We start from the raw sequence: 12680 nt of genomic DNA, 5'->3' as shown, positions 1-12680 counted from the left end.
TTTCCTGTTTCTATATAGAGAGCGCCGCGGTTCTGACCATCGGCGCAACCACCAACACCCCTAGCGCAGCTTCAGCGTCGACAATCCGATCAGCACCAGCAGCATGGTGATGATCCAGAAGCGCACCGTGACCTGCGTTTCCTTCCAGCCGCCCAGCTCGAAATGGTGGTGCAGCGGCGCCATCCGGAACAGCCGCCTGCCCTCGCCAAAACGGCGCTTGGTGATCTTGAACCACGTGACCTGCGCCATCACCGACAGCGTTTCGACCACGAAGATGCCGCCCATCACGAACAGCACGATCTCCTGGCGCACGATCACCGCCACCGTGCCCAGCGCGCCGCCCAGCGCCAGCGCGCCCACGTCGCCCATGAACACCTGCGCCGGATGCGCGTTGAACCAGAGGAAAGCCAGCCCTGCCCCGCCCAGCGCGGAACAGAAGATCAGCAGCTCCCCCGCGCCCGGGATATGCGGGAACAGCAGGTACTTGCTGTAGACCGCGTTGCCCATCACGTAGGCAAACACGCCCAGCCCGCCGCCCACCAGCACCACCGGCATGATCACCAGGCCGTCCAGGCCGTCGGTCAGGTTCACGGCGTTGCTCGAGCCCACGATCACCAGGTAGGTCAGCACGATGAAGCCGGCCACGCCCAGCGGGTAGCTGATCTCCTTGAAGAAGGGCACGATCAGGTTGGACTTGTACGGCATGTCGAGCGACAGCCCGCCCTCGACCCAGTTCAGGAACAGCTCCCAGACCCGCACGTTGCTGCTTTCGGACACCGAGAACGCCAGGTAGACCGCGGCCACCAGGCCGATCAGCGTCTGCCAGAAAAACTTTTCGCGGCTCGACATGCCGCGCGGATCGCGATAGACCACCTTGCGGTAGTCGTCGACCCAGCCGATGGCGCCGTAGCCGAAGGTGACCAGCATCACCACCCAGATAAAGCGGTTGCCCCAGTCGCACCAAAGCAGCGTCGAGACAGCGATCGACACCAGCACCAGCACGCCGCCCATGGTCGGCGTGCCGGACTTGACCAGGTGCGTCTGCGGGCCGATGGTGCGCACCGCCTGGCCGACCTTCAGCTCGGTCAGCTTGCGGATCACCCACGGCCCGAACGTCAGGCCGATCAGCAGCGCGGTGAGGTTGGCCATCACCGCGCGGAAAGTCAGGTAGTTGACGACCCGGAGGAAGCTGTAGTCGTTTTGCAGCCACTGGGCCAGAGCCAATAACATCGTGTTGTCTTCGTTAATGTGCGGAAGTGTCTGCGACCAGCGCAGCGACCATCCGTTCCATGCGCATGAAGCGCGATCCCTTCACCAGCACGGCGCCGGCTTGCGCCACCATGCCCCCGCTGTCTTCCTCCAGGGCCTTTGCCAGGTCCTCCGCGCTGCCGAAATGGCGGCCATTGGCGCCGAACGCACGCACCGCGTGCACGGCCAGCTCGCCGGTGCCCCACAGCGTGTCGACGCCGCGCGCCTGCGCGTAGGCGCCGATTTCTTCGTGGAACGCCGGCCCCTGGTCGCCGACCTCGCCCATGTCGCCCAGCACCAGCACGCGCGGCGCGGCGAAGCCGGCCAGCACGTCGATGGCGGCGCGCATGGAATCGGGGTTGGCGTTGTAGGTGTCGTCGATGACCACCGTGCCGCCCGGTGTGTACTTCACCTGCAGACGGCCCTTGACCGCCTGGAAGCCGGCCAGCCCCGCCTGGATCGCCGGCACGTGCACGCCCGCGGCCAGCGCGCAGGCGATAGCCGCCAGCGCGTTGCGCACGTTGTGCTCGCCCAGCAGCGCGAGCCTGACTTCAAACGCATGGCCCGGCGCGCGCACCTGCATCACCTGCGCGCCGTCGACCAGTGCCATGGTGGCGTGCACATCCGCGCGCTGCGAGGTGCCGAACGACAGCGCGCGGCGCGCACCGGCGGCCTCGCGCCAGACCGGCGCAAAGGCACCGCCGCTTTCCTCGTCGAGCGGGAACACCGCCACGCCGTCCGCCGGCAGCGCCGCCAGCGCGGCCGCGTGTTCGTGCGCCACGGCTTCCACGCTGACCATGAATTCCTGGTGCTCGCGCTGCGCGTTGGTGATGACCGCCACGGTGGGCTGGGCGATGCCGGCCAGGTAGACGGTCTCGCCCGGATGGTTCATGCCGAGCTCCAGCACCGCCAGCTTGTGCGTGGCGCGCAGGCGCAGCACCGTCAACGGCAGGCCGATGTCGTTGTTCAGGTTGCCGCCGGTGGCCAGGCGCTGGTCCTCGCCCACCGCCGCGGCGAAGATCGCCGCGATCATTTCCTTGACCGTGGTCTTGCCGTTGCTGCCGGTCACCGCCACCGCGGGCAGCGTGAACCGGCGGCGCCAGCCGGCGCCCAGCTCGCCCAGCGCGATGCGGGTGTCGGGGGCGACGATGGCCGGCACGCCGGCATAGTTGCTGGTAGCCGCGTCGCGGCTCACCAGCACCGCAGCGGCGCCCTTGGCCACCACGTCGGCGATGAAATCATGCGCATCGAAGCGCTCGCCCTTCAGCGCGACGAACAGGTCGCCGGGCTCGACGGTACGGCTGTCGGTCTGCACGCGCGAGAACGCAACGGCGCCGTCGCCACAAACGCGCGCGCCGGCGATCCAGCCGGCGGCGTCCTGCAAGGTAGTCATGGTGGTCTGGTTCATGCCGATACTCCACGGGTGGCAAGCGCCAGGCGGACATGCTCGCGGTCGGAGAACGGGCGCTTGCGCCCCTGGATCTCCTGGGTGGCCTCGTGGCCCTTGCCTGCCACCAGCACCACGTCGGCCGGGGCCGCATGCTTGATGGCGTAGAGAATGGCCGCGGCGCGGTCCTCGATCTGGCGGCCGCGCGCGCGGTCCGCCATGCCGTCGGAGATCGCGTCAAGGATGTCCTGCGGGTCCTCGCTGCGCGGGTTGTCGCTGGTCAGGATGACGTCGTCAGCCAGTCGTTCGGCCACTGCGCCCATCAGCGGGCGCTTGATCGGGTCGCGGTCGCCGCCGCAGCCGAACACGCACCACAGGCGGCCATGGCGCGCCTGCGCCACCGGGCGCAGCGCGGCCAGCGTCTGTTCCAGCGCGTCGGGGGTGTGGGCATAGTCGACCACGGCGAGCGGGCCCAGCGCGGCATCGCCACCGTTGGCGCCGAACAGTTCCATGCGGCCCTCGACCGGCGTCAGCGCGCGCAGCGCGGCCAGGGCCGCATCCCACGCCACGCCGTTGGCCAGCGCCGCGCCCAGCACCGCCAGCAGGTTGCTGACGTTGAAGGCGCCGATCATGGGCGTGGACATCTCGGCGCTGCCGAAGTTGCCGTCGATATGGAAAGCGGTGCCGTTGGGCGTGGCGCGCACGTTGGTGGCGCGCAGCCATTCGCCGCGCGGGCGGCGCACCGTGGCGGCGCCGGGCCCGTCGATGCCGTATTCGATCACGTGCGGCGCGGCGATCGCGGCCGCGTCCGCGGCCAGCAGCCGCTGGCCCATGGCGTCGTCGCGGTTGACCACCGCGGTGCGCAGGCCGTCCCAGCGGAACAGGCGCTCCTTGGCGGCCTCGTACTCGGCCATCGAGCCGTGGTAGTCGAGGTGGTCCTGCGTCAGGTTGGTCAGCACCGCCACCGAGAAATGCGTGCCGGCGACGCGCTCCTGCTCGAGGCCGTGCGAGGACACTTCCATCGCCACGGCACGCGCGCCGGCATCGTGCAGCGCCGCCAGGCTGGCCTGCAGCTGCACCGCGTCGGGCGTGGTGAAGCCGGTCGCCTGCAGGGCGCCGGGGAAACCGGTGCCGAGCGTGCCGACGGTCGCGCATGGCGTGCCCGCGGCCTGCAGCACGCGCGCCAGCCACTGGCTGCACGAGGTCTTGCCGTTGGTGCCGGTGATGCCGGTCACGGCCAGGCCGCGCACCGGATTGCCGTGCCAGCCGGCGGCGATCGGGCCGGCAAGCTGATGCAGGTTGCTGAGCGCCAGGTGGGGCACGACATCGCCAAACGGCCAGTCGAAGCCGTCGGCCTCATAGACGATGGCGCCGGCGCCGGCCGCGATGGCCTGCTGGATATACGGCCGCCCATCGGTGGTCAGGCGCTCGTTGCCGAGCACGTAGGCGAAGAACACGTCGCCGTGCGCCAGCCGGCGGCTATCGCCGGTCAGCTGCGCCGAAGCGGCCACGTTGGTACGCAGCCAGGCCAGCGCGTTGCTGGCCTGGGTGGTCACCTCGAGCGGGAGCAGGGGCTTGGCCGTCATTGGGTCGCAGTCCACGGTTCGCTTTCCGGCACCTTGTCGCTGACCACCAGCTGGCGGATCGGCGAATCGGGCTGGACATTCAGTGCGCGCAGCGTGCCGCCGGTGATGGCGGCGAACGCCGGGCCGGCCACCAGGCCGCCATAGTGGCTGCCGGCGGTGGGCTCGTCGACGCTGACGGCGACGATGATGCGCGGGTTGGACATCGGCGCCAGGCCGATGAACGAGGCGCGGTACTTGCTGCGGTTGTAGCCGCGGCCTTCGTGCTTGTAGGCGGTGCCGGTCTTGCCGCCGACGCGGTAGCCCATCACCTGCGCCTCGGGCGCGGTGCCGCCGGGCGCGGTCACGGTTTCCATCATGGCGCGCACGTCGCGCGCCACCTGCGGCGACAGGATGCGCTCGCCGGTGGCCGGGCCGTTGGTGCGGAACATGGTGACCGGGATCAGCTCCCCGTCGTGCGCAAAGATGGTGTAGGCATGCGCCATCTGGAACAGCGACACCGACAGGCCGTAGCCGTACGACATGGTGGCCTGCTCGATCGGACGCCAGCTCTTGAACGGGCGCACGCGCCCCGCCACCGCGCCGGGGAAGCCGATCTTGGGCGCCTGGCCCAGGCCGATGCTGGTGTACATGTCCCACATCTCCTGCGGCTTCATCAGCATCGCGATCTTGGTCGTGCCGATATTGGACGACTTCTGTATCACGCCGGTGACGGTGAGCGCGCCGTAGTTGTGGGTATCGGTGATGGTGGCGCCTTCGAACTGGTACTTGCCGGTGGTAGTGATCACCGTCGATGGCGTCACGCGCTTGAGCTGCAGCGCCAGCCCCACGGTGATCGGCTTCATCATTGAGCCGGGCTCGAAGGTGTCGGTCAGCACGCGGTTGCGCAGCTGCTCGCCGGACAGCCGGGTGCGGTCGTTGGGGTTGTAGGTGGGCCAGTTGGCCAGCGCCAGCACCTCGCCGGTCTGGGCGTCGAGCACCACCGCGCTGGCGGCCTTGGCCTTGTGCTTCTCGACCACGGCCTTCAGTTCGTTGTAGGCCAGGTACTGGATCTTGGCGTCGATCGACAGCTGGATGTCCTCGCCGTCGCGCGGAGTCTTCAGGATGCCGATATCCTCGACCACGCGGCCGAGGCGGTCCTTGATCACCTGGCGCGCGCCGGCGCGGCCGGCCAGCCCGGTCTCGCGCGCCAGCTCCACGCCTTCCTGGCCGCGGTCCTCGACGTTGGTGAAGCCCACGATATGCGCCATCGCCTCGCCTTCCGGGTAGAAGCGCTTGTACTCGCGGGTCTGGTGGATGCCGTCGATCTTGAGCGCGGCGATCTTGTCGGCGACGTCGGGCAGCACCTGGCGCTTCAGGTAGACAAAGCCCTTGTCTTCGGACAGCTTCTTGCCGAGGTCTTTCTCGGACATGCCGAGCAGCTTGGCCAGCTGGCGGATCTTGGCCAGCTCGACCTGGTTGGGCACGTCCTCGGGCACCGCCCAGATCGCCTTGACCGGCAGGCTGGTGGCCAGCACCAGGCCGTTGCGGTCGAGGATCTTGCCGCGCGTGGCCGGCAGCTCCAGCGTGCGCTGGAAGCGCTTCTTGCCCTCGGCCTCATAGAACTGGTTGCCCGGACCCTGGATCCATGCGGCGCGCAGCGCCAGCGCGACAAAGGCCGCGAACATCAGGAACACCACCAGCTTGGAGCGCCACATCGGCAGGCGCAGCCCCAGCACCGGGCTGGCCGAGAACTGGCCGCTGCGCGGGCGCGACGGGGTGCCGCTGCCGTTGCGGCCGGGCGGGTTGGGTCGGGCCATGCTCATTGGCGCGCCTCCGCCTCGCTGGCCGGCGCTGGCTGCGCCGGCGGCAGCACGATGCCCGACAGGTATTGGGTCTTGCCGGGGTTGGCCGGCGCCATCTTCAGCTGCGCGCGCGCCGCGTCGGCGATGCGCGCGCTCTTGCCAAGCGAGCTCTGCTGGTACTGCAGGCGCGCCCAGTCGATGTCGAGCTGGCGTTCTTCCCCCTGCGCCCGCTCCAGCGCCACGAACAGCGTGCGCGCCTGGTGCTGCGCGCTCACCAGCGAAAGCGCACACAGGATCAGCGCGGCCAGCAGGAAGAAGGTCAGGCGGTTCATGCGCGCGCACCTCCCCCGGCCGGAGCCAGTTTCTCGGCCACACGCATCACGGCCGAGCGCGCGCGCGGGTTGGCTGCGATTTCCTCGGCGCCGGGCTTGGAGCGGCCCAGCAGGCGCAGCGTGGGTTGCGGCAGGTCGGCCGCGCGCAGCGGCGCGCGGCGCAGGGCCGGGTCGGCATCCTGCTGGGGACGGGCGTGCGCCGCCATGAACCGCTTGACGATGCGGTCCTCCAGCGAATGGAAGCTGATCACCACCAGGCGTCCCCCTACCTGCAGCAGGTCATAAGCCGCCTTCAGCCCTCTTTCGAGGTCCTCAAGCTCTTGATTGACGTGAATCCGTAGAGCCTGAAAGGTGCGGGTCGCAGGGTCCTGGCCCTTCTCGCGTGTTTTGACGGCTTTCGCCACGAGCGCGGCAAGGTCGGCAGTAGTGGCGATGGGTCCGCCATCGCCGGGTTCGCGCCGGCGAGCAACAATCGCCTTTGCAATCTGTACAGCAAACCGTTCTTCCCCATAGTCTCGTATCACCCTGGCAATGTCCTGCTCATCCGCCTGCGCCAGCCACTGCGCGGCGGTGATGCCGCGCGTGGTGTCCATGCGCATGTCCAGCGGGCCCTCGAAACGAAAGGAAAACCCCCTCGCCGCCTCATCGATCTGGGGCGAGCTGATCCCCAGGTCGAGCAGCACGCCGGCCACGTGGCCGCGCCCGGCCAGGCGCTCTGCCATGTCCGCAAAGCTGGCGTGCTCAATGGAGAAGCGGGCATCCCCGATGGTGCCCGCTTCTGCGATTGCTGCTGGGTCCTTGTCGAACGCGACCAGGGCCCCGTCTGGGCCCAGCCGGGCCAGTACCGCCCGGCTGTGCCCTCCCCTGCCGAAGGTGCCGTCCACGTAGACGCCGCCCGGGCGCCAGACCAGGGCGTCGACGGCCTCGTCCAGCAGCACGGTGCGATGGCGCAGGGCGGGGGTTGCCGGCGTTCCGGTAGGACTCATGACCTCTTCAGAAAGAGAAATTTTTCAATGCTTCGGGCATGCCTTGCGCCATCGCCTGCTGTTCCTTGGCGGCGTAAGTCGCGGCATCCCACACTTCGAAATGGCTGCCCATGCCGAGCAGCATGACTTCCTTGTCGAGCATGGCTGCACTGCGCAGCTCCGGCGCGATCAGCACCCGGCCTGCGCCGTCCATTTCCACGTCGGCGGCGTTGCCCAGGAAGATGCGCTTCCACCAGTGCGCATCCATCGGCAGCGCTGCAATGCGCGTGCGGAAGGTTTCCCACTCGGGCCGGGGAAACAGCAGCAGGCAGCCATCCGGGTGCTTGGTAAGCGTCACCCGGCCCTCGGCCTGCTGTTGCAGCGCCTCGCGGTGCCTGGACGGAATGGACATCCGCCCCTTGGCATCCAGCGACAGCGCCGATGCTCCCTGAAACAAGCTCGCCCCCGGTTACTGCCCGCTGCCGGTGACCCCTGGCGGCTGGCAATCGCGTGAATTCGGCTGTTTCCGACTGTGACGAAATGATCCCACGGTCGGTTCGCAATTTCACACAAAAATACACTTCCTCACACTATTTCCCACTTTAGAGGAAGCAATTTGGGCGGTCAAGGCTGCTTGCAGGGCAGCAAACGAGATTTTTCGAATCAGAACAATGACTTAGCGCGCACACCTCACGCACCGTGAAAGTGAATCCTTAATGAAATGAACATCTTAGGGAGGAAAGCAGAGAAACCACCTGAGAACTGCGGGAGGAGGACTGCCGGCGGCGGCGGGAACGACTGTCCCGCAACCCGAGGGAAGGATACAACAATCGCCCGCCAGCGCCTGAAAATCAAGGGCGGGCGGGCAACCGCGAGCGCGCGGCCATAAGGCCGGGCGCTCGGACCCAGCGCGTCAGATGCGGTAGGCCGCGGTGGTCATCACGCGCGAGGCACCACGCATCAGCGCACGCACCGGCGCGGGCAACGGGATGCCACCGGCATCGCGCGCGGCATCGCCATGGCGGATCTCGTCGTCGCGCATCTGCTCGAGGATGGCACGCGAGCGGCCGTCAGCTCCAGGCAGGCGGTCCAGGTGGCCGCCGAGATGGTGCTCGACCTGGCGCTCGGTCTCGGCCACGAAGCCGAGACTGACCTTGTCGCCGGCGCGGCCGGCGACAAAGCCGATCGCAAACGCGCCGGCGTACCACAGCGGGTTGAGCAGGCTCGGCCGCGAACCCAGTTCGCGCAGCCGCTCGGCGCACCAGGCCAGGTGGTCCTCTTCTTCGCGCGCGGCGGCATCCATCTGCGCGCGCACCGTCGCGTTGCGCGCGGTCAGCTTCTGCGCCTGGTACAGGGCCTGGGCGCAAACCTCGCCGACATGGTTGATGCGCATCAGCCCGGCCACGTGGCGCCGCTCTTCGGCGCTCATCTGTTCGGTGTCCGGTGCCAGCTGGTCGGCCGGGTTGGCGCGCGCGGAGCGGGTTGCCCCGGCAACGGCGCGCAGTGCCACGTCGAATTCTTTGATCAGGGTGTCCATGTCGCGGATGCGGATTGATCTTCTGGCTCCCAAGGCCCCGCCATGGTGGGGTACGCGCTGCCGGCGCGGCCCGCTACGACCGCCATCGGGATTACCCGCATTGTAGCTTGCCTCTAATTCGCGCCATCCCGCGCCACGCCTTGCATTGATGCGGCACGCTACTCAGAAACCCTGAGTTGTTAAAACCAGACAAGGGGGTTGCGCCCGAATGGTGAACGAAAAGTTGTTTGTTACAGTACTTCGCAACTTCTAAGGAAGTTTGACGCATGGGGGATGGAGACCAACAGGAGGTTCCCCCGGGCCGTCACCAATAATTCTTACAGTGGAGATCAACGAGCATGAAGAAATCGCTTCTGGCGCTGGCAGCGCTTGGCGCATTTACCGGGGCGGCGCAGGCCCAATCGAGCGTCACGCTCTACGGTGTGGTGGATGCCAACATCGAGTACGTGAGCAATATGTCGAGCGTCACGCCGTCAGCGGCCAACGGATTCGCAACGGGCCCGTCGGAGAACCTCTTCCGCATGTCGTCCGGCGGCCTGTCCGGTTCGCGTTGGGGCCTGCGCGGCGTGGAAGACCTGGGCAGCGGCCTGAAAGCCTTGTTCGTGCTCGAAAGCGGTTTCGGCCTCGATGATGGCCGCTCGCAGCAAGGCGGCCGCCTCTTCGGCCGCCAGGCTTATGTCGGCCTGGAAAGCGCCCAGGCGGGCCGCGTGACCTTCGGTCGCCAGTACACCTCGCTGTTCGACATGATGGCCAACTTCTCGCCGACCGGCTATGCCACCCAGTATGAGCCGGTGGTGGCGCAGCTGGGCCTGAACTTCCGCTCGGACAACACCGCCAAGTACACGGGCAAGTTCGGTCCGGTGACCGCGGTCGCCCACTGGTCGTTCGGCAACGGCGTCGCCGGCGGCGGCGAAGTCCCGGGCCAGTTCCGCCGCGACACCGGCTACGGTGCAGGCGTGTCGTGGGCAGCCGGCCCGTTCGGCATCAGCGGCGCGTATGACCAGTACAACCCGACCCTGAACGCCGCCGGCGGCACCGGGGAATTCAAGAAGGCCGCGGTCGCTGCCAGCTATGCCTTTGGCCCGGCCAAGCTGATGGCCGGCTATCGCTGGGGCATGAGCAAGGCGCCGAACGACAATACGATCCTGAAGGACAACTACTACTGGGTCGGCGGCAACTACCAGGTCACCCCGGCACTGGGCCTGACGCTCGCGTACTACTACGACGACGTCAAGAACTTCAACCCGGCCGCCACCGGCGCCACCAACAACATCAAGAACCCCTGGCAGATCTCGTTCATCGCCGACTACAACCTGTCCAAGCGCACCGACGTGTACCTGACCACGGCCTTCTCGAAGAACGCCGGCCTGAACTTCGACACCTCGGCGATCAGCTTCGCCAATGGTTACTTCCTGGGTACCGGCGAAGACAAGATGATTGGCGCCGCCATCGGCATCCGCCACAAGTTCTGATCGCCAGCCTCACCGGCCGATCGATCAAAGGCACCTGCGGGTGCCTTTTTTTCATTGGGGGCGAGTGGCGCCTGCCGCATAGGGCATCACCCCATCGGCGCGCCGATTCCCGCCAACTAGAATGCACTGACCATGCCACCGCCCGGCAACACAAGGCGGCTACAACAGGAGACCACGCATGCAACCCCTTCGCCGGCGCGCCGTCGCGCTGTTGCTGTCCGCCAGCCTTGCCGCGCTCGCCAGTCCCGCGGCACTGGCCGCCGATCCGTATCCGACCAAGCCGATCCGCCTGGTCGTGCCATTCGCCGCCGGCGGCACCACCGATATCCTGGCCCGAGCTGTCGCCGCGGAGCTGGCCAAGCTGCCCGGCTGGAACGTGGTCGTGGACAACAAACCCGGCGCGGGCGGCAATATCGGCGCCGATATCGTCGCCAAGGCGGCGCCGGACGGCTATACGCTGCTGATGGGCACGGTCGGCACCCACGGCATCAACCAGTCGCTGTACGGCAAGCTGCCGTTCGACCCCATCAAGGACTTTGCCCCCATCGCCGAAGTCGCGGCGGTGCCGAACGTCCTGGTGGTCAACCCGGCGTTTGCGCAGCAGAACAAGATCGACAGCGTCAAGGACCTGATCGCCTACGCGCGCGCCAACCCGGGCAAGCTGAACATGGCGTCCAGCGGCAACGGCACCTCGATCCACCTGGCAGGCGAGCTGTTCAAGACGCAGACCAAGACCTTCATGGTCCATTTCCCGTACAAGGGCAGCGGGCCGGCGCTGACCGACCTGACCGGCGGCACCATGCAGGTGATGTTCGACAACCTGCCCTCGTCGATGGCGCTGATCAAGGCCGGCAAGCTCAAGGCGCTGGCCGTGACCAGCGCCAAACCCTCGCCGGCGCTGCCGGGCGTGCCGACCATCGCGCAGGCGGCCGGCCTGCCGCAGTACGAGGCCAGTTCCTGGTTCGGCATGCTGGCACCCGCCGGGACACCGCCGGACATCATCCACCGCATCCAGCAGGAAGTGGCCAAGGCGCTCGGCGCGCCCGCGGTGCGCGAACGCCTGCAGGCACAGGGCGCCGAACCGGTCGGCAACACGCCGGAGCAGTTCGCCGCGCTGATCCGCGCCGAAACCGCCAAATGGGCCAAGGTGGTCAAGGATTCAGGCGCCAAGGTGGATTGATGGCGGTTTGACCGCCGGCAGGGCGACCGTCCGCATCGCGCATATACTTGAGGCATCAAATGTTGGCTGCCGGTCCCGCTCCGGCAGCCGCTGGCGGCGTTCGCCGCACACCCGCGCACCGTTGCACTGAAGATGCCAAACCTGTCCCCTGCCGCCGGCGCCGAGAACGCGCCGGTCGACCTTGAAACCCGTGCCGACCAGACCGAGCACGAAGACCTGCGGCTGTGGCTGCGGCTGCTGACCTGCACCAACCTGATCGAAGGCGACATCCGCTCGCGGCTGCGGCAGGAATTTGCCTGCACGCTGCCGCGCTTCGACCTGATGGCCCAGCTCGACCGCCACCCCGAAGGGCTGAAGATGGGCGAGCTGTCGCGCCGCATGATGGTCACCGGCGGCAACGTCACCGGCATCACTGACCAGTTGCAGCAGGAAGGCCTTGTCTCGCGCGAGGCTCTGCCCACCGACCGCCGCGCCTACCTGATCCGCCTGACGCCGGCCGGACGCGCGGCATTCTCGCGCATGGCGCGCGCGCATGAGGACTGGATCGGGCAACTGTTTTCGGGTCTGGCCGAAACCGACCGGCGCGCGCTGTTCCGACTACTCGGCAGGCTCAAGAATGGCCTGATCTCGCCATGAAGACGCTACCCTACCTCACGCTGTGCGGCCTGCTGCCGCTCATGGCGGCGTGCAGCAGCACGCCGCAACCGCCGCAGGTGACCCCGGTGAACGCCACCATCAAGCTCGGCCGCGTGACCGAGAAGACATTCCTGACGCGGATGGACGTCGCGCAGGTGCCCTACTACGGCAGCGGCACCAGCGTCGGCGTGGGCGCGGCGGGTGGTGGCGGCGGCGGCGGGGTGGGCGTTGGCTTTGCCTTCGACCTGAGCCGACTGTTCAGCCGTCCGGGGCCGGTGCAGCAGATCGACCTGTTCCAGTACAAGGTGCGGACCACGGAAGGAGCGCTCGTATCGGCCAATGCGCCGGCGATAGCGGGGCTGGAGCCTGGCGCGTGCGTGCGGGTGATCTACCTCGACGGAAGCCCGGACCCAAGGCTGGCGCCGTCGAACGAATGCTGAGCCGCTGAAGGCTGCAAGACAAACGGCCCCCGTTGCGGAGTAATGCCGTTCAGTTAAGTCTGAACGGCATTTTTCTTTGCAGGGGTTGTAAACAAGGTGTCGAGCTGTTAACTTGC

Annotated in this window: 12 protein-coding genes; 4 read left to right on the top strand and 8 right to left on the bottom strand. The window is 67.7% G+C overall.

All coding sequences use genetic code 11. The features are described from left to right. Positions 1–60 precede the first annotated feature (60 nt). The 8 genes from mraY to coq7 all read right to left on the bottom strand — a co-directional run bounded on the left by mraY (position 61) and on the right by coq7 (position 8836). A complete protein-coding gene (gene mraY / locus ACAD63_RS02440; RefSeq protein ID WP_133097992.1) occupies positions 61–1230 on the bottom strand; it encodes a phospho-N-acetylmuramoyl-pentapeptide-transferase in 1170 nt (389 codons plus the stop codon). A gap of 13 nt (positions 1231–1243) precedes the next feature. Then, on the bottom strand, positions 1244–2656 hold the full coding sequence (locus ACAD63_RS02435; protein ID WP_434033376.1) for a UDP-N-acetylmuramoyl-tripeptide--D-alanyl-D-alanine ligase: 1413 nt from the start codon (positions 2654–2656) through the stop codon (positions 1244–1246). Then, positions 2653–4221, bottom strand: a complete 1569-nt coding sequence (locus ACAD63_RS02430; protein WP_135705979.1) for a UDP-N-acetylmuramoyl-L-alanyl-D-glutamate--2,6-diaminopimelate ligase — start codon at positions 4219–4221, stop codon at positions 2653–2655. Before ACAD63_RS02430 ends, ACAD63_RS02435 begins: the two co-directional genes overlap by 4 nt. Further along, positions 4218–6023: a peptidoglycan D,D-transpeptidase FtsI family protein gene (locus ACAD63_RS02425; protein WP_133097989.1), complete on the bottom strand. Its 1806-nt coding sequence runs from the start codon at positions 6021–6023 to the stop codon at positions 4218–4220. Before ACAD63_RS02425 ends, ACAD63_RS02430 begins: the two co-directional genes overlap by 4 nt. Next, on the bottom strand, positions 6020–6334 hold the full coding sequence (ftsL, locus tag ACAD63_RS02420) for a cell division protein FtsL (RefSeq protein ID WP_133097988.1): 315 nt from the start codon (positions 6332–6334) through the stop codon (positions 6020–6022). The genes ACAD63_RS02425 and ftsL overlap by 4 nt, the downstream gene beginning before the upstream one ends. Then, positions 6331–7320: a 16S rRNA (cytosine(1402)-N(4))-methyltransferase RsmH gene (gene rsmH / locus ACAD63_RS02415; protein ID WP_133097987.1), complete on the bottom strand. Its 990-nt coding sequence runs from the start codon at positions 7318–7320 to the stop codon at positions 6331–6333. Before rsmH ends, ftsL begins: the two co-directional genes overlap by 4 nt. 7 nt (positions 7321–7327) lie before the next feature. Then, on the bottom strand, positions 7328–7756 hold the full coding sequence (gene mraZ, locus ACAD63_RS02410) for a division/cell wall cluster transcriptional repressor MraZ (RefSeq protein ID WP_010814778.1): 429 nt from the start codon (positions 7754–7756) through the stop codon (positions 7328–7330). A gap of 456 nt (positions 7757–8212) precedes the next feature. After that, positions 8213–8836, bottom strand: coding sequence for a 2-polyprenyl-3-methyl-6-methoxy-1,4-benzoquinone monooxygenase (gene coq7, locus ACAD63_RS02405; RefSeq protein ID WP_434033375.1), 624 nt, complete (start codon positions 8834–8836; stop codon positions 8213–8215). 338 nt (positions 8837–9174) lie between these two features. Here coq7 and ACAD63_RS02400 point away from each other — a divergent pair, with 338 nt between their 5' ends. The 4 genes from ACAD63_RS02400 (at position 9175) to ACAD63_RS02385 (ending at position 12564) form a co-directional block, all read left to right on the top strand. Beyond that, entirely contained in the window at positions 9175–10308 is a 1134-nt protein-coding gene (locus ACAD63_RS02400; RefSeq protein WP_133097985.1) for a porin, read from the top strand. 178 nt (positions 10309–10486) lie between these two features. Further along, positions 10487–11488 carry a tripartite tricarboxylate transporter substrate binding protein gene (locus ACAD63_RS02395; protein ID WP_133097984.1) on the top strand — a complete coding sequence of 334 codons (1002 nt, stop codon included), beginning with the start codon at positions 10487–10489 and terminating at the stop codon, positions 11486–11488. A 132-nt stretch (positions 11489–11620) separates the two neighbouring features. Next, positions 11621–12124 carry a MarR family winged helix-turn-helix transcriptional regulator gene (locus ACAD63_RS02390; protein ID WP_133097983.1) on the top strand — a complete coding sequence of 168 codons (504 nt, stop codon included), beginning with the start codon at positions 11621–11623 and terminating at the stop codon, positions 12122–12124. Next, positions 12121–12564 (top strand): hypothetical protein, encoded by a 444-nt coding sequence (locus ACAD63_RS02385; RefSeq protein ID WP_135705981.1) that lies wholly within the window; start codon positions 12121–12123, stop codon positions 12562–12564. Before ACAD63_RS02390 ends, ACAD63_RS02385 begins: the two co-directional genes overlap by 4 nt. The last annotated feature ends 116 nt before the right edge of the window (positions 12565–12680 follow it).

Origin of the sequence: Cupriavidus sp. a3 (assembly GCF_051015765.1) — a bacterium.
GTDB lineage: Bacteria > Pseudomonadota > Gammaproteobacteria > Burkholderiales > Burkholderiaceae > Cupriavidus > Cupriavidus oxalaticus_A.
The sequence above is the reverse complement of the archived record's forward strand: the minus strand, read 5'-3'. Positions and strand labels throughout refer to the sequence as shown.